The organism is Paraburkholderia sp. TE9906 (assembly GCF_056279605.1).
The window spans coordinates 231186-249207 of record NZ_JBWCCT010000003.1; the positions used below are offsets into that span (position 1 = coordinate 231186).

Annotated in this window: 25 protein-coding genes; 18 read left to right on the forward strand and 7 right to left on the reverse strand. The window is 62.3% G+C overall.

Annotated features, from left to right (window positions below; genetic code table 11):
• Nucleotides 1-30 precede the first annotated feature (30 nt).
• Nucleotides 31-552, forward strand: a complete 522-nt coding sequence (locus tag ACZ9H4_RS08790) for a hypothetical protein (protein ID WP_476118799.1) — start codon at nt 31-33, stop codon at nt 550-552.
• 6 nt (nt 553-558) lie between these two features.
• On the opposite strand, the gene ACZ9H4_RS08795 is transcribed toward ACZ9H4_RS08790, so the two are convergent.
• The 3 genes from ACZ9H4_RS08795 to ACZ9H4_RS08805 are packed head-to-tail and all read right to left on the reverse strand — an operon-like array spanning nt 559 to nt 2229.
• Nucleotides 559-1683, reverse strand: coding sequence for a DNA-methyltransferase (locus tag ACZ9H4_RS08795; RefSeq protein WP_476118800.1), 1125 nt, complete (start codon nt 1681-1683; stop codon nt 559-561).
• Nucleotides 1680-1994 carry a hypothetical protein gene (locus tag ACZ9H4_RS08800; RefSeq protein WP_476118801.1) on the reverse strand — a complete coding sequence of 105 codons (315 nt, stop codon included), beginning with the start codon at nt 1992-1994 and terminating at the stop codon, nt 1680-1682. Before ACZ9H4_RS08800 ends, ACZ9H4_RS08795 begins: the two co-directional genes overlap by 4 nt.
• A gap of 1 nt (nt 1995) precedes the next feature.
• Nucleotides 1996-2229, reverse strand: coding sequence for a helix-turn-helix domain-containing protein (locus ACZ9H4_RS08805; RefSeq protein WP_476118802.1), 234 nt, complete (start codon nt 2227-2229; stop codon nt 1996-1998).
• 54 nt (nt 2230-2283) lie between these two features.
• On the opposite strand from ACZ9H4_RS08805, the gene ACZ9H4_RS08810 reads away from it, so the two are divergent.
• The 12 genes from ACZ9H4_RS08810 (at nt 2284) to ACZ9H4_RS08865 (ending at nt 10102) form a co-directional block, all read left to right on the forward strand.
• Entirely contained in the window at nt 2284-2796 is a 513-nt protein-coding gene (locus ACZ9H4_RS08810; RefSeq protein WP_476118803.1) for a helix-turn-helix domain-containing protein, read from the forward strand.
• Between the two features lie 886 nt (nt 2797-3682).
• Complete coding sequence (locus ACZ9H4_RS08815; protein ID WP_476118804.1) at nt 3683-4096, forward strand: hypothetical protein; 414 nt, start codon at nt 3683-3685, stop codon at nt 4094-4096.
• 115 nt (nt 4097-4211) lie between these two features.
• Nucleotides 4212-4379, forward strand: coding sequence for a hypothetical protein (locus ACZ9H4_RS08820; RefSeq protein ID WP_476118806.1), 168 nt, complete (start codon nt 4212-4214; stop codon nt 4377-4379).
• Nucleotides 4376-4627, forward strand: a complete 252-nt coding sequence (locus ACZ9H4_RS08825; RefSeq protein WP_476118808.1) for a hypothetical protein — start codon at nt 4376-4378, stop codon at nt 4625-4627. Before ACZ9H4_RS08820 ends, ACZ9H4_RS08825 begins: the two co-directional genes overlap by 4 nt.
• Entirely contained in the window at nt 4624-4911 is a 288-nt protein-coding gene (locus ACZ9H4_RS08830) for a KTSC domain-containing protein (protein ID WP_476118809.1), read from the forward strand. The genes ACZ9H4_RS08825 and ACZ9H4_RS08830 overlap by 4 nt, the downstream gene beginning before the upstream one ends.
• Nucleotides 4908-5969: a hypothetical protein gene (locus ACZ9H4_RS08835; protein WP_476118810.1), complete on the forward strand. Its 1062-nt coding sequence runs from the start codon at nt 4908-4910 to the stop codon at nt 5967-5969. Before ACZ9H4_RS08830 ends, ACZ9H4_RS08835 begins: the two co-directional genes overlap by 4 nt.
• Before the next feature lie 40 nt (nt 5970-6009).
• Nucleotides 6010-7584, forward strand: a complete 1575-nt coding sequence (locus ACZ9H4_RS08840; protein ID WP_476118812.1) for a YqaJ viral recombinase family protein — start codon at nt 6010-6012, stop codon at nt 7582-7584.
• A complete protein-coding gene (locus ACZ9H4_RS08845) occupies nt 7581-7769 on the forward strand; it encodes a hypothetical protein (protein ID WP_476118813.1) in 189 nt (62 codons plus the stop codon). The genes ACZ9H4_RS08840 and ACZ9H4_RS08845 overlap by 4 nt, the downstream gene beginning before the upstream one ends.
• 79 nt (nt 7770-7848) lie before the next feature.
• A complete protein-coding gene (locus ACZ9H4_RS08850) occupies nt 7849-8109 on the forward strand; it encodes a hypothetical protein (protein WP_476118814.1) in 261 nt (86 codons plus the stop codon).
• A 123-nt stretch (nt 8110-8232) separates the two neighbouring features.
• Complete coding sequence (locus ACZ9H4_RS08855; RefSeq protein WP_476118815.1) at nt 8233-8748, forward strand: hypothetical protein; 516 nt, start codon at nt 8233-8235, stop codon at nt 8746-8748.
• A complete protein-coding gene (locus ACZ9H4_RS08860; RefSeq protein ID WP_476118816.1) occupies nt 8745-9107 on the forward strand; it encodes a hypothetical protein in 363 nt (120 codons plus the stop codon). The genes ACZ9H4_RS08855 and ACZ9H4_RS08860 overlap by 4 nt, the downstream gene beginning before the upstream one ends.
• Entirely contained in the window at nt 9104-10102 is a 999-nt protein-coding gene (locus ACZ9H4_RS08865) for a phage Gp37/Gp68 family protein (RefSeq protein ID WP_476118817.1), read from the forward strand. The genes ACZ9H4_RS08860 and ACZ9H4_RS08865 overlap by 4 nt, the downstream gene beginning before the upstream one ends.
• A 5-nt stretch (nt 10103-10107) precedes the next feature.
• Here ACZ9H4_RS08865 and ACZ9H4_RS08870 read toward each other — a convergent pair whose 3' ends face one another.
• Nucleotides 10108-10365 (reverse strand): DUF1488 family protein, encoded by a 258-nt coding sequence (locus tag ACZ9H4_RS08870; RefSeq protein WP_476118818.1) that lies wholly within the window; start codon nt 10363-10365, stop codon nt 10108-10110.
• A gap of 35 nt (nt 10366-10400) precedes the next feature.
• Between ACZ9H4_RS08870 and ACZ9H4_RS08875 the strand changes: the two genes are divergently transcribed.
• From ACZ9H4_RS08875 to ACZ9H4_RS08895, 5 genes are all read left to right on the forward strand, one after another.
• Entirely contained in the window at nt 10401-11036 is a 636-nt protein-coding gene (locus tag ACZ9H4_RS08875) for a hypothetical protein (RefSeq protein ID WP_476118819.1), read from the forward strand.
• Nucleotides 11037-11328: 292 nt separating this feature from the next.
• The gene (locus tag ACZ9H4_RS08880) at nt 11329-11637 is read left to right on the forward strand and encodes a helix-turn-helix domain-containing protein (RefSeq protein WP_476118820.1); all 309 of its coding nucleotides are present in this window, start codon (nt 11329-11331) and stop codon (nt 11635-11637) included.
• Complete coding sequence (locus ACZ9H4_RS08885) at nt 11634-12566, forward strand: tyrosine-type recombinase/integrase (protein WP_476118821.1); 933 nt, start codon at nt 11634-11636, stop codon at nt 12564-12566. Before ACZ9H4_RS08880 ends, ACZ9H4_RS08885 begins: the two co-directional genes overlap by 4 nt.
• Before the next feature lie 111 nt (nt 12567-12677).
• The gene (ygfZ, locus tag ACZ9H4_RS08890; RefSeq protein WP_476118822.1) at nt 12678-13751 is read left to right on the forward strand and encodes a CAF17-like 4Fe-4S cluster assembly/insertion protein YgfZ; all 1074 of its coding nucleotides are present in this window, start codon (nt 12678-12680) and stop codon (nt 13749-13751) included.
• 115 nt (nt 13752-13866) lie between these two features.
• Nucleotides 13867-14712, forward strand: a complete 846-nt coding sequence (locus ACZ9H4_RS08895) for an NRDE family protein (RefSeq protein WP_408142350.1) — start codon at nt 13867-13869, stop codon at nt 14710-14712.
• A 134-nt stretch (nt 14713-14846) separates the two neighbouring features.
• Here ACZ9H4_RS08895 and ACZ9H4_RS08900 read toward each other — a convergent pair whose 3' ends face one another.
• From ACZ9H4_RS08900 to ACZ9H4_RS08910, 3 genes are all read right to left on the reverse strand, one after another.
• Nucleotides 14847-15806 (reverse strand): alpha/beta hydrolase, encoded by a 960-nt coding sequence (locus ACZ9H4_RS08900; protein WP_476118823.1) that lies wholly within the window; start codon nt 15804-15806, stop codon nt 14847-14849.
• A gap of 132 nt (nt 15807-15938) precedes the next feature.
• Nucleotides 15939-16847, reverse strand: a complete 909-nt coding sequence (locus ACZ9H4_RS08905; protein WP_476118824.1) for an SDR family oxidoreductase — start codon at nt 16845-16847, stop codon at nt 15939-15941.
• 78 nt (nt 16848-16925) lie between these two features.
• Complete coding sequence (locus ACZ9H4_RS08910) at nt 16926-17924, reverse strand: NADP-dependent oxidoreductase (RefSeq protein ID WP_476118825.1); 999 nt, start codon at nt 17922-17924, stop codon at nt 16926-16928.
• Nucleotides 17925-18022: the final 98 nt, after the last annotated feature.

Below are 18022 nucleotides of genomic sequence, written 5' to 3' on the forward strand. Positions count from 1 at the left end.
TCAACGGCCAAAACCAAAAATGAAGGTTGCATGTCTGCTACGAAAAAATTCAATCGGGATCTCCAACTCGAAATACTTCGAATCCACGACAGCGCTTATCCAAGTGCACCAGATCCGGATCGAGAACTGAAGAACCTGCAAGAGCAGGTTGGAGAAGAAGTTTTTCTAATCAACCGCCGCTACCTTTCTGGCCACGGACTATTGGAAGGCGTGCAAGCATCGTTTCAGGATTCGCCGACCCATACACGCACCTTCGCTGGCGCGACAAAGATAACTTCCAGGGGTCTCGACCTGCTCGCTGGAGACGGCGGACTTTCCGCGATACTCCACGCGGGCACAGTCCGTCTCGATGACGATACGATTCGACGACTGTTGGAGCGGCACGTCGACACTTCAGAAATGTCTCCCCAAGAAAGGTCGCGCTGGCGCGAAGCGCTGCGGAGCTTGCCGTCCGAGGCCTTGAAAGCATTGACCGCGAAGCTTGTGGAAAACGCTCTCGATTCCGCAGGTCCGGCAGCCCTTCATGTGATTCGAGGGTTCCTCGGCATCTAGGGATTTTCATTCGACCTCCAGCACAAAGCCGGGCTGCCGCATACGTTCGCGCTGCAACGCACCGTAGGCGGGATTGAGCTCGCAGCCGATGAACCGACGGCCGAGCCGCTGCGCAACGGCGCCGGTCGTGCCGCTGCCGAAAAACGGATCGAACACGACATCGGCCGGCCGGCTGCCGGCGAGCACGCATGGCTCGACAAGCGCCTCGGGGAAGGTCGCGAAATGCGCGCCCGAGTATGCCTCTGTCGCGATCGTCCAAACGCTGCGGCGATTCGCCGTCGCCAGGTCGTATTCGCTGTCGTTGCGATCGGGACGATGCGTTCCCATCGTCTGGCCGGGATGCGCGACACCGCGTTTCGAATCAACGCGCTTGAAGTTGTCGCGTGATTTTCGAGCCCCGCGGTTATGTGCGATCGCACTGTGATCTTTCTCGCCGATGGCCCATCCGGCCGGAGCCTGATAGCGATCGCGTGCCTTGAAGTCCATCGTTTCGAACGATTTGAGTTTGGTTTCTGCACTGACGGGCGTTCGAATTGCAGCCTGGTCGTAGAAGTAGCGCTCGTTCTTCGTCAGCAAGAACAGATACTCGTGCGCCTTCGTGCAGCGATCCTTGATCGACTCCGGCATTGGATTCGGCTTGTGCCAGATGATGTCTTGCCGCAGATACCAGCCCGCGTCCTGCAACGCGAACGCGAGACGCCACGGCTGGCCCATCATGTCTTTGGGCTTGATGCCGGCATCGTGAGTCGTCCCTGTGCCGCTGCGCTTGCGTTGACTCGCTGCCACTTGCCGCGCGCTCAATTGTGATACTGCAACGCCGCTGTACGCTCGCCCCTGTGGACCCCAAGAGCCGGCGTAAGAGTCGCCCATATTCACCCACGCCGTACCGTCATCGGCCAGCAGTTCGCGGCAAAGTTCGAACACATCGACGAGCGTGTCGATGAATTCGCGCAGCGTCGGCTCACTGCCGATCTCGCTACCCTTCATCGGATGCCCGTCGGGCAGATAGGAACGCAATCCCCAATACGGCGGGCTCGTGACGATCGTCTGCACCTTCACGCCGTCGGCGATCATTGCGCGCATGGTGTCGCGGCAGTCGCCGAAGTGACATTTATCGACCCAGGCGTTCATGATTGCCCGCCCCTTTCCGGTCCTGAATCGGACCTATTCATCGTCGCGACACGGCGCCGCTCGTTGAGTAACCTGTCGATCTCGTCGCCGTACGCCCACCGGCAAAGGATTTCGCGGTGCAGTTCGGTGACGCCCATTCCGGCGGCGCGTGCGCGTTCCGCCAGCACGTCGCCGACTGATTCTGGAATGACGGTCTTTGCCAGGTAGGTCAGCTTGCCCAGCGGATGCGACGTGCCCGAGCGGGCGAACAGCGCGGCGTCGTCATCGGCACGCGGATCGTCGCCCGCCAGATATGCGTGGTCGTTTGGCATATCACGCGACCTCCGGTGCGGCGGTCGGGACTGGCCGCGAACCGGGGGCGCGCTGAGTTGCGACTTCGGCATGTAACGCCACGATCGCAGTCAGAGTGGCCCCTTTGCAGTCAGGCTGTCCCTTGAGGATGCGATTTACCGTGGGCTGCGAGACACGCAGGCGCTTCGCCAATGCCTTCTGCGTCATCTTCGTCGCAGCGCGTATCTGCGTGAGGAGTTCGGTGGCTGTGTTCATGCCACGAAATATATACGCGCTTGTATTGATGGTCAACCATTCACGTATTGATCTTTGATTACCGCCTATACGCCGATGTATATTTTTGAAATGACTATAGGTGACCGTCTGGACCAGGCAATGAAACTGCGAGGCATACGCTCGCAAGGGGAACTGTCACGTCTGTCGGGCGTGCCACAGCCGACCATAAATCGAACGCTGAAAAACGTATCGGAACCTGAGCTCTCAACTCTGAAGAAGCTGGCCGACGCCCTGAGAGTGGACGTACTTTCACTGATGGACGGCGGTGCGGCGGAATCCGCACCCAAAGCCGACGCTAGTCCCAAAGCGGAAAAGGACGCTATGGTCGGCAAGTACGTGAGACGCCTGACCGCGCTATTTGCGGGTCGATCGGAAGATGAAATAACGCGGGTCGTGCGCGCGATCGAAATATTGATGCCCGCTCGAGAATCCGAGGCGGGACATCCGCCGCAACCTTCGCGCAAAATCTCGCTCGGCGAAGATGTGGCGGCTGAGGAAATCTCGTTCTCCCGTCGCTCTCATCGGAAGTCTGGAACGCATAAATAGACTGACACGCTACTTTTCAATCGAAGCGCCCCAATCGGGGCGCTTTTTTTATCTCAATTTCGATTTAGTGCTTTGATATGAAGACGTTGAAACACTGGCCGAACGCCGTGCGTGAGCTCGCGCCAAGGCAAAACTCTCGCACCAATAGCTCGCAAACCAACAAATTAATTTGAGATAGCTACAACGCATCAACCGCAATCCGCGCTTAAGCCTAGCTTAAGTAACGAAAGTCAGATTCACATTGAAGATTCAGAGACCAAAACGAATCTATGGTTGAAAGCGGGCAACAAAAAAAGCTCACGCCCCCCCGGAAATGAAAGGAGACGATGTGGGTGCGAGTTCAAACTCTCGGCAAGTCCAGGCAGACCGCCCTTAGACGGCAAACAGTCGCCCCGGTGCTGGCGTGAGCGTCATTCCCTTTGAGCCGAATCAGCGGCAGAACACTGACTACGATATTCGACACGACGAAGGAAGTGGTCAACCCGCTTGCACCCCTGTCGCCGTAAACGTGATTCCGTTTGAGCCGTATTCCGAGCGTCGACGGCAAGTCGGGCGGATCGCTCCGCGCGCACCCTCGCAGCCTAGTCTTACCACTGGTCCATCTGCGGATCCGTCGCTTCCGCCCTGCGCCTCCCCTGTACAGCAGCATCAATCAGACGTCACGTGCCCAGGTAGCCTCTTCCTGTGGGATGACGGTCTCGGCAATCGTACAGTCGAACTTGTGGGGCGCTGGGATGCCGACGAGTCTGACCTCGACTACGTACTGCTGCAGCTTCTCCTTAAATTGCGGAAGGGAGCTTTACTCCGGTGATTATTCATTCTCGTATTGACACGATCAATACGCGTTCGTATTATTCCTCCATCGAACCCAACGATGGAGGAAACGATGCTCCACCTTCCGCCCCCTGCGCCACTGGCGCATGTCACCGCCTTCGGTGACTACTTCGACGACGTCGAACTCGAAGACTCGACACGCGAGACAGACGACATGCTGGCGCGCGCCGAGCTGGTCGCCCGGATCGCTCAGGAAAAGTTCGACGCCAAGATCGCGAACCCGCAACCGATCGACGTAATCGCCGCGATACAGTCTTTCGACATGGCCGATGGTGAGGTCGTATGTGCCGCGTTCCTCGAAAGCGGTTCCGCGCTGCGCACGTTGATCGCCGGCCGGTTCTTCGAACTGCTGGCGCGCGAGTGCTTCGAGCAGGCCGAAAAGGCCGTGCAGATGATCGAGCGCGACGACGTGCACGAGGATCTGGCGGCGACGCATCGCACCTTCGTTATCGCGGGGGTGCAGTAATGTCAGTTCTCGCAACGGACTTGCTCACACTCCGCGCGCTGCCGGCGCCGCATGGCGCGCTCACAGAACACCTGATGCGCGCGATCGCATGCGACCTCATTGCGCGAGGTGCTGCATGAGCGCCCGCCTTCTCGGCCGTGCCCCCGGCGACAACGCGCTGCTCGGCGCCTGTCCGCGCGCGCGGCGCCGCGTCCGCGCCGTCGGGACCATGTTCGCGTTTGGCATCGCCGTCGGCGCGTTCCTCTGGCTCGTCGTCGCGCTGCGTGTAGGCGGTGGCGCATGAGCCTCGCCCTTTTCCTCACTGCCTGGCTGCTGCTGATAACCGCGTTTGGCGTCTGGTTCCACCGCGCCGTCACGCGCACTCAGCGCCCGGCGCGCAAGCGCTCGCGCTTCGATATCGGCCGGCTGGCCGACCGGCATCCGTGGCTGGTCTGGCTCACCGGCGCAATCATCGCCGCCGCGTGGCTGGCGCATAACGCCAACGCGCACGACTCCGAATCCTCTCCCACTTACCTTGAAGGTGCCGCATGAAATCGCCCCACGCCATCGCAACCCACGCCGTGAAGTCGTCGCAGATCCACAGCATCGGCTATGACCCTGCCAGCCAGACGCTCGCCGTCCGCTTCAAGGACCGCACGACGGGCGGCCCGACGTCGCTCTATCACTACTCCGGCGTGACGCCCGCGAATTTCGCCGCGCTTAAGGGCGCCGAGTCGATCGGCTCTCACTTCTACAAGCACATCAAGCCGCACAAGGAGCGCTTCCCGTACGTGTGCATCGAGAAGAAGCCGGCGGCCGACAAGGAGCGGGCATGAACAACGCACTGACCACGCGCGAAGATTTCAGCGGCACGCAGACGAACGCGCTGCAACTTGAGAGCGCCGCGACAGCGCTTGCCGCAAAGGCCAAAGCCTCTGTCGAGGCCCGTTACATCGTGGCGATGCGCCAGCCGCGCAACTGGGATCAGGTGCGTATCGACGTCCTGCGCGAATGCGAACGCCCGTCATTCGCGAACAACAAGTCCGCGCTGTATCGAAAGCCTATTGGTAAGGGCGTCGAAGGGCTTGGCATCCGGTTCGCAGAAGTCGCACTGCGGTGCATGAAGAACATTCTGGTCGAGACAGCGACAACTTACGAGGACGAGTTAAAGGAAGTCATCAACGTCTCGTTGACCGACCTCGAATCGAACCTGACGTACGACCTCGACATTCGCGTGAGCAAGACTGTCGAACGCTCGAAGCCTAGCGACGATGGTTCGTATATCGCGATGCGCTACAACTCGTACAACAAGCCGGTCTATACGGTTCCGGCCCAGGACGACGATCTGTTGAATAAGCGCGCTGCGCTTATCTCGAAGGCAACCCGTACGCTGGCGCTGCGCGTAGTACCTGGCGACATTCAGGACGAGGCTGAAGCGCTCATTCGCAAGGTTCGCGAAAACAAAGCCGCCGAAGATCCGGACGCGGAGCGTAAGCGTATCGCCGACGCATTCGCGGAAATCGGAGTCCAACCGTCGGCCCTCGCCGAATACCTTGGTCACGACCTCGGCACCTGCTCCCCGGCCCAACTGGTTGATTTGCGCGGCATCTATGGCGCAATCCGCGACGGCGAGGCGACGTGGAAATCCGTTGTCGACAACAAGGCCGAGCAATCCGGCGACGATAACCGCTCGAACGGCGCGGGTACCGGCAACCGCCCGGCGGCCGCTACATGCAGTGACGATGAGTTCAAGCAGAAGTCTCCGGGCTGGCGCAAACAGATTATCGACAAGAAAAAGCCGGCCGCCGACCTGATCGCGATGATCGAGACGCGCACGAAGCTCACCGACGAACAAAAAATGCAGATCGACGCATGGAGCCACGAAAATGACTGAACGCGTAATGCACAACCTCGTCCAGGGAAGTGACGAATGGATGGCGTTCCGCCTGACGCGCTTTGGCGCGAGCGAAGCGGCCGCAATGCTGGGGCTCTCGTCGAAAGTAAAGCGCACCGAGTTGCTGCACGCGAAGCACACCGGCAATCCGAAAGAGTTCAGCGACTGGGTGCAGGCACACATCCTCGACTATGGGCACGAAGTCGAAGCACTCGCACGTCCGCTCGTCGAGGACGACATCGGCGATGACCTCTATCCGATGACTTACTCGCTCGGCGTTCTGTCCGCGTCGTGCGACGGCCTGACGATGGACGAAGTAACTGCGTTCGAGCATAAGCAGTGGAACGATGCCCTTGCTGCATCGATCACTGACGGCGTACTGCCTGAGGAACACATGCCGCAAGCGCAGCAGGTTCTGATGGTCACCGGCGCCGAGCGGCTGATATTCGCCTGTTCGAACGGCACTCGCGAGCGCTTCGTCTGGATAGAAGTGCTCCCCGATGCAGCGTGGTTTGATCGGCTGCGCGCCGGCTGGGATCAGTTCGCGAAAGACCTTGCTGAGTACGTGCCTCAACCGATCGAGGTGAAACCGATCGGGCGCACGCCCGAGACACTGCCCGCGCTGCGCATCGAACTGACTGGCGAAGTCGTCACGAGCAATCTGGCTGACTTCAAGAGGTGCGCTCTCGCCGTGTTTAGCGGCATCAATCGCGAGCTGAAAACGGATCAGGATTTCGCCGACGCCGCAAAGACCGTCACGTGGTGTGAGGAAGTCGAAACGCGCCTCGCTGCCGCGAAGCAACACGCACTGAGCCAGACGCAAACGATCGACGCGTTATTCAGCACGATCGATGAGATCAGCGCCGAAGCCCGCAATGTTCGATTAGAGCTCGACAGGCTTGTCGCAAAGCGAAAGACCGAGATCAAGGATAACGCGCTGGTCGACCGTCGGCAGAAATTCACAGAGCACGTTGCGGCGCTCGATGCCGAGCTGAAGATTGTGCGCCTTGAGGTAGCCATGCCCGACTTCGCCGCTGCAGCGAAGAATAAGCGCACGGTCGCCACCTTGTACGACGCACTCGACACTGCGCTGGCCGCCGGCAAGATCGCAGCGGATACCGCTGCGCGCGACCTGCGCGTCAAGCTCGACTGGTATCGCCCGCACGACGAGGCGCACGGTTTCCTATTCCGGGATCTGCAGCAGATCATCCAGAAGCCGGCCGACGACTTCAAGCTGATCGTGACAACTCGCATCGAGCAGCACAAGCTGGCCGAGGACCACCGCGCGCGCGAGGCAGCAGAGGCAGCAGTCCGGGCAGCAGCGCAAACCGAAGCCGCGCCACTCGCTCAGGCAGCTACCAATACCGCTAGGGTCGTTCAGGGTGTACTACCGATCGTCTCCAAGCGGCCGCCCAACAGCGCACCGACGCTGCGCCTAGGCCAGATCAATGAGAGGCTGGCGCCCATTTCCCTGACTGCCGATGGTCTGGCAACCCTAGGCATTCCGCACGCCGCGACGGACAAGGCTGCGAAGCTCTACTACGAGGATGATTTTCCTCGTATCTGCAACGCGATCGTGCAGCACATCCTCACTGCGATGGAGGTGAATGCATGAAACACGTCAGCACAGCCACCATGATCGAGCGCCTCGCCGGCCTGCTCGGCACAAATGACCTGACCGAATGGGAACAGGGATTCGTGCACCAGCTCGACTCAATCCGAAGCGCTGGCCATGTAACGAGCCTGACCGACAAGCAGGTCGACCGGCTCGACAAGTTGCACGCGAAGCACTTCGGCTAATGTCCTTGCCCGAAATCGAAGTCTAGCGAGTAACGCCTTTTTACCTCCCAATCGCACCGCGTACCTATAGGAGTGCAAATTGAAAGATCAAATATACAAGGTTCAAATTTCGCCTCTAATGCAGCAAATCATCAATATTTGCAAGGTCAACAACATTGCGTTCATTGCTTCGTTTTCGGTTCCAAGCGCTACGGTACCCGGCCTTGAATGCGTAAGCGCAATTCTCGAAGAAGAATGCAATCCGCCGCCGCATCTGGTGTGTGCTCTCGGGCTGATCAGGGGCGACGTATTCGTCACCGCAAATAGCGCCGTCGAGACCGACACGACAACGGTCCACTGACACCACTTCCGTTCGCGGCGGCCGGCTGCCGCAGAGACATTCAAAGCCTCGAAAGCCGGCATCAATCCCTCGGAATTTGCGGGCGGCTCGCATGGCGCCCGGCTTTTTGCAAGAGTGAACCGAATGCATCCCTACAAAAAATCGCACATACCGCGCAACCGGCTCGAACGTCGCGCCGCGGATCGCATACACAAAAAGGCGCTGGCACGTGCCTGCAAGACGCCCGAGCAGGCGGCGGCCGACGTGTCGCGCCTTCACGCAGAGGGCCACGCGCTCATGTGGTACTCGTGCGCGTGCGGGCACCGCGAGCGCATATGGAACAGCCGCGACGGCGTGACGCCGTTCTGCATCCCCTGCCCGTCCTGTGGCGCGAGCACCTTGCGTCATGCCGATTTCTTCCGCGACGAGGTGAAGCCGCTGCATACGCCGCACGAAGGACAGCGCGTGTTTGTGGACATGGCGCGCGATCAGGCGGAACAGATCGTCGAGCGCGCATTCGTTCGGCTCGGCCTGAATCGCGACCATCCGAAATTTGCCTCGTCCGTCGACGAGCTGCTGGGGCACACGACCGGCGCGTCGCCGCTCGTAGCGATCGCCGGCGATGTCGCCTACTACGCGCCCAGAGAGGTGAAGCCATGACGGTCGACAAGTACATGACCGTCGTAGTCGATGGCAGGACTGTTCGTAAGCGCGATCCGGTGACGCTGCGCGCCGACATTCTCAAACTTCTCGCCAGCGACGGCGCGCTGGGTCGGCGCCGCATCATCAACACTCTTTGCGTCGGGCAAAACCACGTCGCAGCCGCTCTTAAAACACTGCTCGCCGCCGGTGAGGTCGAGAAATACCGGGCTATGAGCGTTCGTAACCGGATGGACGAGCTGTGGTGTCTCGCTGGCGAATCGCCAGTTAAAGAGCGCGCAAATTTCCGCAGCGCCGACACGCTCGCGGCGTTTCAACGCGCGGCCGCTGTTTCGCTGGGTATCGGGGGTGCGCTGTGAGCAACAACACCAAGATCGAATGGACCGATGCGACCTGGAATATCGTCACTGGCTGCGACGTCACCAGTCCCGGCTGCAAGAACTGCTATGCGATGAAGCTCGCCGGCACACGCCTGCGCAACCATCCCAGCCGCGCAGGTTTGACGCGTTCGACTTCAGCCGGCCCGGTGTGGAATGGCGAAGTCCGTTTCAATGAGGAATGGCTCGACCAACCTTTCCGCTGGACGCGCCCGCGCATGGTCTTTGTCTGCGCGCATGGCGATCTTTTCCATCCGGCCGTACCCGACGAATGGATCGATCGCGTGTTCGCTGTGATGGCACGCACGCGGCAACACACGTTTCAGGTACTGACAAAGCGTGCCGACCGGATGCTGGAGTACTTCTCGCGTAAGCACTGCCACATGCAGGTCATCGCCGCTTCGCACGACATCGGCTGGGCAGCGATGGAATGGTGCCCGTGGCCACTGCCGAACGTCTGGATCGGCGTGAGCGTCGAGGATCAACGTCGCGCTGACGAGCGCATACCGCAACTGTTGCAGGTAACTGCAGCCGTGCGCTGGATCAGCGCGGAGCCGCTGCTCGGACCAGTGACTTTGCGCAATCTGCCTATCGGTTCGAACCACGAAGCCCTGCCGTTCCCACCAGAGCACGACCGATTTGATTCTCTGCAGGGATGGCCGCGAATTGATTGGGTCATCGTTGGTGGCGAGAGCGGCCACGACGCGCGCCCGATGCATCCCGATTGGGCCCGCTCGCTGCGCGACCAGTGCGCGGCGGCCAACGCGCCGTTCCTGTTCAAGCAATGGGGCGAGTGGCTTCCCGCCTCTACAGATCAAGAAAGCTACGCACTCGCAGATGATGGATCGGAACGCGAGCTTACCGGCAGCCTTCGCATTGTGACGATCGAGCAACAGCAATTGTTGCGCGTGGGCAAGAAATCTGCCGGCCGCCTGCTCGACGGCCGCACGCATGACGAATTCCCGAGGACGACGTGATGGAATCAAAGATCCGCCACTGTCACCACAGTGATCGCATCGACGGCGACCTTTTTGGCAGCCGCCGCAAGAATTCGGTCTTTGCCTCGGTCGAACGCCACCAAACGATCAGCGACCTGGCCTTTATCGTCGTCGGGGAAGCAATCTTCGAGCGCAACGCGGCTGACCCTGCAGCGATATTTGGTGCCATCCACGGTCAGCCAAAAATCAACATCATCGTCGATGATCGCCGGCTGCGTACCGGGCGTTATGTCGTAGGCCATGCGTGCCTCCGTCGTGATTTCCAAGGAATCCTAGCATGATCGCCGCCTATCCCCTTCAGTGGCCCGAGGGCTGGCTGCGTACGCCGTCGTACCGCCGTGCGCATGGCCGCTTCAGCTCACGCCGCAATTCGCGTATCGCGCAAGACCTGACCGTCACCGAAGGTGTCGAGCGCGTGTTGCTCGAACTGAGCCGCTTCGGTATCGATCGCGACGACATCGTGATCTCGACAAACATTAAGACGCGGCTCGATGGTTTGCCTCGCTCTGATCAGCGCGCACCCGAAGAGCCGGGCGTCGCAGTCTACTGGCAGACGCGCAAGGGCGATCGCCGCGTAATGGCGATTGACCAGTACCTAAAGGTCGCGGACAACCTCGCCGCGGTGGCCGCAACACTCGACGCAATGCGCGCGATCGAGCGGCATGGCGGCGCACAGATTCTCGACCGCGCGTTCACCGGCTTTACTGCCCTGGCGTCGCCGGGCTCACCGCGGGGATGGCGAGAAGTAATAGGCGTGCGCCCGGACGTCCGCGATATCGCCGCAGTCCGGGTCGAATATCGGCGCCGCGCGCAAGAACATCACCCGGATCGGCCTGGCGGTTCGCACGATCGAATGACGGAGCTGAACGTCGCTCTCGCTGCGGCGGAATCTGAATTAGGAGGGTCGACGTAATGCCCTGCATACCTTTCCGCCTGCCCGGCGGCGCATCCGGATTCGTATGCGTGCGCACGCCTCGGCGCCGATGCTCGATCGCCGGCTGCGGCGCGTCGAGTGGCTACCAGTGCGACTACCCGGTCCGCCCTGGGAAAATCTGCGACCGGCATCTGTGCGAGAGCCATGCGCACGAAGTCTCGCCTGATGTTCATTACTGTCAGGAGCACCTGGCACAGTGGAAGCGCATCGGTGCACCCGTGCAAGGCAATCTCGATTTCGACCAAGGGAGAGAAGCGTAATGGAGCGCGCCTTGACCCTGAAGGAAGTGGCCGCACTGCTGGGCGTCTCCTACTCCACCGTCTACGCCCACAAGAAAGAAATGGGCTTCTTCCAGATCGGCAACCAGTGGCGGATCTGGCCCGACAAGCTGAAATTCGCCACAGAGTACAATCCGGACCGACCGGCGCGGACGGAACCAAGGAGTAAAAAATGTCAATCCGAAAGCGCAAAGGCTCGGACGTCTGGCACGTTGACATCCGGTCGCCAGGCGGAGGGCGAATTAGACAGACTACTGGCACGAAAAACCGAAAGGAGGCTCAGGAGTATCACGACAAGTTGAAGCACGAGCTGTGGCGGGTCGCCAAGCTGGGCGAACGGCCGACGTACACTTGGGACGAAGCCGGTGTGCGGATGCTGAAGGAAAGTGAGCACTTGGCAGATTATGGAAATCGGGTGATACACATCCTCCACTTCCATAAGTCTTTCGCTGGCCGTGCGCTCTCGTCGATTACCCGCGACGAGATCGTCGACGCTCTCCCGAAGTGGGACCAGCGATGCAAAACCAAACAGAAGCCCGTCTCGCGGGCGACAAAGAATAAATACCTTGCGACCATCCGGATCATGTTGAAGCTCGCGGCAGATAAATGGGACTGGATCGACCGTGCGCCGAAACTGGAAGACTTGAAGTTGGCGAACCGGCGCATCCGGTGGATCACGAGAAGCGACGCGCAGCGACTAATCCGCGCAATCCGGGCCGACTGGATGCGGGACGTGGCGATCCTCGGATTTACCACTGGCCTGCGACGTGCCAATCTGCTCGGGCTGGAGTGGTCGCAGGTCGATCTCGTGAATTGTCGGGCGTGGATTCATCCGGACCAGGCCAAGGCGCGTAAGCCGATCGGCGTGCCCCTGAACGACGAGGCCGTCGAGACGATCCGTAGATGGATCGGCAAGCACGAGACTTTTGTTTTTGTCAGACGTGACAAGCCGATTCCGACCAGCAGCTGGTGCAGCGCACAATGGGACCGACAATGCGCCCGGGCTGGAATCGAGAACTTCCGGTTTCACGACGTGCGCCACACTTGGGCAAGCTGGCATGTGCAGGCTGGCACGCCGCTAAATCGACTGATGGAGCTGGGGGGCTGGGCGAAGTACGAACACGTCCTCCGGTATGCCCACCTTGCCCCCGACCATCTTGCCGAACACGCAAATATGGTCACAATTTGGGCACAACCGGAGGTGGCACACGTGCAAAGCCTTGCGGCATAAGGCTCTGCGAAAGCCTTATTTCAGGAGGGACATGCGAAACGGGACATGGGTGGACTGCATATAATAGCTGTTTGCTTTAGCCAAAGTCAGAATTGACTGCTCCCGGGATCCATGAACACACCGCTCGCTACCGCTTCAGGCGCTCCTTCAGGCACTCCGTCCAGCACCGCGCCGGGTTCCGCCGCTGCGCTTGCCGTGCTGCCGCGCCCGTCGGCCGATGAATTCGACGCCGTGCTCCATCACGGCGCCTACATGCCGCTCACGCAGTTCGGCGTGATCGACGCCACCGGCGACGACGCGGCGAGCTTCCTGCATGGCCAGCTGACCAACGACACCCAGCATCTCGACGCCGCCAACGCGCGGCTCGCGGGCTACTGCTCGGCGAAGGGCCGTCTGCTGGCGTCGTTCCTGACGTGGCGCAGCGGCGACACGATCCGCCTGCTGCTGTCGAAGGACGTGCAGGCCGCCGTGCAGAAACGGCTGTCCATGTTCATCCTGCGCGCCAAAGCGAAACTGGCCGACGCGAGCGGCGAACTGGCGGTGGTGGGTCTCGCCGGCGACGTCCGCAAGGCATTGTCCGGCGTGTTCGACGCGCTGCCCGACGGCGTGCACGTGCAAGTGGACGGCACGGCGGGTTCGCTGATTCGCGTGCCCGATGCGCTCGAACGGCTGCGCTATCTGTGGATCGGCCCGAAGGCGCAGGTCGAGGCGCTGCTGCCCTCGCTCGACGACAAGCTCAAGCGCGTGTCGCCGGCCGTGTGGGACTGGCTCGACATCCGCGCGGGCGAGCCGCGCATCACGCAGCCGGTGGTCGAGCAGTTCGTGCCGCAAATGGTCAACTTCGACGTGCTCGGCGCGGTGAATTTCCGCAAGGGCTGCTATCCCGGCCAGGAAGTGGTCGCGCGCAGCCAGTATCGCGGCACGATCAAGCGGCGCACGTCGCTCGCCAACGTTGATGGCGAACTGGCAGACGTCAGGCCCGGCGCGGAACTGTTCCACTCGGACGATCCGGGCCAGCCGTGCGGGATGATCGTGAACGCGGCGTCGGCGCATGGCGGCGGGGTCGATCTGCTGGTCGAGATCAAACTCGCGGCGCTGGAAAGCGGCTCGGTGCATCTGGGCGCGGCCGACGGTCCGGCGCTGCGCTTCCTCGCGCTGCCCTACGGGTTGCCGACCGAAGTCTGACGCATCGCATGACTCGAAGCGGCGCACTCAGGCGCCGCTTTTTGCTGGCCGCTTTCGCTCACCGCCTTTGCCGGCCTCTTCAACGCCCACGCCCTTCAGCGGGAGACGCCCCCCGATGTGCCTGATCGTTTTCGACTGGCGGCCCGATGCGCTCGACGGCCCGCTTTTCACGCTCGCCGCGAATCGCGACGAATTCTTTCGCCGCACGGCCGATCCGATCAGCTGGTGGCAGGACGCGCCGGGCGTCCTGGCCGGCCGCGATCTGGTGGGCGGCGGCACGTGGCTCGGCCTGTCGCGCGACGGCCGCTTTGCCGCGCTGACCAATTACCGCGCGCCGCACGAAATGCGCGCCGACGCGCCGACTCGCGGCACGCTCGTGAGCGACTGGCTAAACGGTTCGGCGCGCGCGTCGAACGGCAGCCCGCACGAGACCCCGCTCGCGTATCTGCAGCACGTCGCGCAAACCGGCGACATCTATAACGGCTTCAATCTGCTGGTGGGCGACTGGGCGCGCCGCGAGCTCGCCTGGTATTGCAACCGGGCCGAGCGCGCGCCCGCTCTGCTCTCACCCGGCACGCACGGCATCTCGAATGCGGTGCTCGATACCGCGTGGCCTAAGCTCGTCAAAAAACGCGCCGAGCTTGGGACGCTGCTCACGCGCGACGCCATGCCGCCGCTCGAACGTCTGATCGATATCATGCGAGACCCGCGTGTTGCTCGCGACGACGAATTGCCCTCCACCGGCATTCCGCTCGAACGCGAACGGGTGTTGTCAGCGGCGTTCATCGAGTCGCCGGACTACGGCACGCGCGGCACGACCGCTTTGCGGGTGACCGCGCATGGCGAGGTGGTGAGCGTGGCGATCGCCGAGCATAGCGACGACAACGGCTCGCATCGGATCGTGCGGCCCGGCGATTTCGAGCGCAGCTTCGCGTTCAACATCGAACGCGAGATTGCGTGAAATAGTCCGGCACGGTCCGTACTGCTGCGCGCCTCGTCTTCTTTCACATCACGCCGGGTCGCGCGCAAGACCGGCTGAGCCGCTTCGTCACAGCGTCACGACGATCGCACCGACGGGCGTGGAGACCGCCGCGGCTACTCCACCCCGAACGCCGCCCGCAACGCCGCCGCGGCGTCCGCATGCGCCTTGACGACATCGCGCACAAAGCCCCCCATCTTGAAGAACTCGTGGATCATGCCCGGATAGCGCGTGAGCACGACTTCGTTGCCGAACGCGCGCAGTTTGCGCGCATACGCATCGCCTTCGTCGCTCAGCGGATCGTATTCAGCAGTCGCGATCCATGCCGGCGCGACGCCGCGAAAATCGGGCGCGCCGCGCTCGCCGTCGAGCGGCGCGAAACGCCAGTCGTCGCGATCGTTTTTGTCGCGCACGTACTGCTCGAAGAACCATTGAATCGTGTCGCCCGACAGCAGGAAACCATCGGCGAAGCGCGCGTGCGAATCGGTTTGCTGATAGCCGGTCGTGCCGGGATAGATCAGCAATTGCAGCGCGAGCCGGATGCCGGCGTCGCGGGCGAGTACCGCGCAGACGGTCGCCAGCGTGCCGCCCGCGCTATCGCCACCGACCGCGAGCCGCTCCCCGTCCACGCCGAATTGCGCGGCGTGCTCGTGCAGCCAGCTCAACGCGTCAAACGCGTCCTCGACCGCGGTGGGGAATTTGTGCTCGGGCGCGAGCCGGTAATCGACCGACAACACCGTGCATTGGCCGTCGCGCGCGAACATCCGGCACAACGCATCGTGCGTATCGACGCTGCCTACCGTGAAGCCGCCGCCGTGGTAATAGACCAGCGCCGGCGCGGGCTGAGCCCAGCTCGGCTCGAGCGCCTGGTACAAACGGGCGCGAATTGCCGCGCCGTCGCGCGTGGGAATGGAGATGTCGTCGATCGTGAACATCGGCGCGCTCGCGATCTCCAGGATCGGCGCGCTTTTCTCGTACGCGGCGCGCGCCTGTTGCGCGGTCATCTGGTGATACAGCGGGCGCTTCGCCCGCACGATCATGTTGAGTATCTGCTCGATCGTTGGATTCAGCGGCATGGTGCGCGTGGTGGACCAAAAGGCGCCTGTGCGCCGAAGATTGGAAAAAAACCGGCACGCAACGCGCCGGCGACCGGACAATGTTCAGACCATGAACGCGCGTGCAATACGACGAGCAGCCACGCCTGATGCCTAGCCCGCGTTCTTCACCTCGGGCTTGAGCGACATCGGATCGGTGGGATTGCGCAATTGCTCGATGTCCTCGTGACGCAGTTTCACCGTCGCCATGATGCCCGGATGCGTGATGATATAGAAACGCCGCGCGGCGATCGCTTCGAACGTGATGTCGGCGACATCGGCGGCGCTCAGCTTGCCCGACTGCACCGCGCGCTGCAGTTGCTTGCCGGCGGCGATCTGGGAGCGCGTCGGGCGGCCGGCGTTGCGCAGTGGCTCGGGACGCGCGCGCTCCGCATCGGCGATGCCGGTCGGCACGAAGGCCGGGCACAGCAGCGAGCAGCCGACGAGACCACCCGCCGTCTGCGCGCCCTCTTCGTGCGTCGCCGGCGCCTGGGCGAGTTGCAGGTCGTGATGAAGCGTCTCGGTCAGCGCCACCACTGCATGCTTCGACGCGTTGTAGATGCCCATCGCAGGCGGCGACAGCAGGCCCGCCACCGACGCTGTATTGACGATATGCGCGGGCTCGTTCTGCGCCAGCATGATAGGCGTGAAGACCCGCACGCCGTGCGCGACGCCCATCACGTTGACACCGAACACCCACGACCAGTCGTTCGCCGTGCTCTCCCACAGGAAACCGCCCGAGCCCACGCCCGCGTTGTTGAAAAGCAGGTGCACCTTGCCGAACGCGGCGAGCGCCGCTTGCGCGAGGGCTTCGACCTGGGCCGGGTCGGACACGTCGGTCGGCACGCCGATCGCGTCGGCACCATTGCCGCGCAACGCGTCGACGGTTTGCGCGAGCGCGTCGGGATTCACGTCGGCGAGCACGAGCTTCATGCCGAGCGCCGCGCCCTTCTGCGCGAACGCGCGGCCGAAGCCGCTGCCCGCCCCGGTGATCACCGCCGCCTTGCCTGCGAATTCCAACATCGTCTGACTCCTGGCTTAAGCGGCGGGTTGATCCGCTCGCCCCTGGGTGCGTGAGTGACTGCTGTCGTGTTGCCGCGCTCAGATCAGCTTGACGAGCTGCTTGCCGAAGTTCCGGCCTTTGAGCAGGCCGATGAACGCTTCGGGCGCCGCGTCGAGCCCCTGCGCGATGGTCTCGCGATAGTGCAGCTTCTTCTGCGCGACCAGCGTGCCGATCTGCTTGAGCGCTTCCGGCCACACCTCCATATGCTCGCTGACGATGAAGCCCTGCACGAGCAGCCGCTGCGTGAGCATCAACGACGGATGCTTGAGCGGCATCGGCTGGCCGTCGTAGCCCGCGATGAACCCGCACAGCGCGATGCGCCCGAACGCGTTCATGCGCGCGAGCGTCGCATCGAGCACTTCGCCGCCGACGTTCTCGAAACAGCCGTCCACGCCATCGGGCGTCACGGCCTTGAGGTCCTGATACAGATTGCCGCCCTTGTAGTCGACACAGGCATCGAAGCCGAGCGTGTCGGTCACGTAGCGGCACTTGTCCGCGCCGCCCGCGATGCCGACCGCGCGCGCGCCGGCCGCCTTCGCCAGTTGCCCGACCACGCTGCCCACCGCGCCGCTCGCCGCGCTGACCACCACCGTCTCGCCCGCTTTCGGCGCGATGATGCGGTTCAGCCCGTACCACGCGGTGACGCCGGGCATGCCGACCGGGCCGAGATAGGCCGACAGCGGCACGTGCGTGTCGTCGACTTTCTGCACACCGGCGCCGTTCGACGTGCCGTACTCCTGCCAGCCGAACATCGCGACCACCTTGTCGCCGACCGCGAACTTCGGATTCTTCGACTCCACCACTTCGCCGACCGTGCCGCCGATCATCACTTCGTTCAGCGGTTGCGGCGCCGCGTACGACTTGCTGTCGTTCATGCGGCCGCGCATGTAAGGGTCGAGCGACAGGTAGTGATTGCGCACGCGCAATTCGCCATCGGCCAGCGGTGCGAGCGGCGTTTCGACGAGCCTGAAATTGTCGGGCGTAACCGCGCCTTGCGGGCGCGAAGCCAGCACGAGTTGACGGTTGATCTGGGACATGACGGTTGTCTCCTTGAGTTACCGATTGGATCGGTGAATTGTTGGAACGGCATGCATGGTTTGCACCACGCGTGCCCAAGCCGCGACAGGCGCATGCG

Excerpts from the sequence above, each read along its gene's own strand:
- ACZ9H4_RS08910 (WP_476118825.1), bottom strand. The coding sequence starts at position 17,924 with ATGTCCCAGATCAACCGTCAACTCGTGCTGGCTTCGCGCCCGCAAGGC.
- ACZ9H4_RS08830 (WP_476118809.1), top strand. The coding sequence starts at position 4,624 with ATGAAATCGCCCCACGCCATCGCAACCCACGCCGTGAAGTCGTCGCAG.
- ACZ9H4_RS08860 (WP_476118816.1), top strand. The coding sequence starts at position 8,745 with ATGACGGTCGACAAGTACATGACCGTCGTAGTCGATGGCAGGACTGTT.
- ACZ9H4_RS08800 (WP_476118801.1), bottom strand. The coding sequence starts at position 1,994 with ATGCCAAACGACCACGCATATCTGGCGGGCGACGATCCGCGTGCCGAT.
- ygfZ (WP_476118822.1), top strand. The coding sequence starts at position 12,678 with ATGAACACACCGCTCGCTACCGCTTCAGGCGCTCCTTCAGGCACTCCG.
- ACZ9H4_RS08820 (WP_476118806.1), top strand. The coding sequence starts at position 4,212 with ATGAGCGCCCGCCTTCTCGGCCGTGCCCCCGGCGACAACGCGCTGCTC.
- ACZ9H4_RS08835 (WP_476118810.1), top strand. The coding sequence starts at position 4,908 with ATGAACAACGCACTGACCACGCGCGAAGATTTCAGCGGCACGCAGACG.
- ACZ9H4_RS08895 (WP_408142350.1), top strand. The coding sequence starts at position 13,867 with ATGTGCCTGATCGTTTTCGACTGGCGGCCCGATGCGCTCGACGGCCCG.
- ACZ9H4_RS08900 (WP_476118823.1), bottom strand. The coding sequence starts at position 15,806 with ATGCCGCTGAATCCAACGATCGAGCAGATACTCAACATGATCGTGCGG.
- ACZ9H4_RS08790 (WP_476118799.1), top strand. The coding sequence starts at position 31 with ATGTCTGCTACGAAAAAATTCAATCGGGATCTCCAACTCGAAATACTT.
- ACZ9H4_RS08815 (WP_476118804.1), top strand. The coding sequence starts at position 3,683 with ATGCTCCACCTTCCGCCCCCTGCGCCACTGGCGCATGTCACCGCCTTC.
- ACZ9H4_RS08825 (WP_476118808.1), top strand. The coding sequence starts at position 4,376 with ATGAGCCTCGCCCTTTTCCTCACTGCCTGGCTGCTGCTGATAACCGCG.
- ACZ9H4_RS08795 (WP_476118800.1), bottom strand. The coding sequence starts at position 1,683 with ATGAACGCCTGGGTCGATAAATGTCACTTCGGCGACTGCCGCGACACC.
- ACZ9H4_RS08845 (WP_476118813.1), top strand. The coding sequence starts at position 7,581 with ATGAAACACGTCAGCACAGCCACCATGATCGAGCGCCTCGCCGGCCTG.
- ACZ9H4_RS08870 (WP_476118818.1), bottom strand. The coding sequence starts at position 10,365 with ATGGCCTACGACATAACGCCCGGTACGCAGCCGGCGATCATCGACGAT.
- ACZ9H4_RS08805 (WP_476118802.1), bottom strand. The coding sequence starts at position 2,229 with ATGAACACAGCCACCGAACTCCTCACGCAGATACGCGCTGCGACGAAG.
- ACZ9H4_RS08840 (WP_476118812.1), top strand. The coding sequence starts at position 6,010 with ATGGCGTTCCGCCTGACGCGCTTTGGCGCGAGCGAAGCGGCCGCAATG.
- ACZ9H4_RS08875 (WP_476118819.1), top strand. The coding sequence starts at position 10,401 with ATGATCGCCGCCTATCCCCTTCAGTGGCCCGAGGGCTGGCTGCGTACG.
- ACZ9H4_RS08855 (WP_476118815.1), top strand. The coding sequence starts at position 8,233 with ATGCATCCCTACAAAAAATCGCACATACCGCGCAACCGGCTCGAACGT.
- ACZ9H4_RS08905 (WP_476118824.1), bottom strand. The coding sequence starts at position 16,847 with ATGTTGGAATTCGCAGGCAAGGCGGCGGTGATCACCGGGGCGGGCAGC.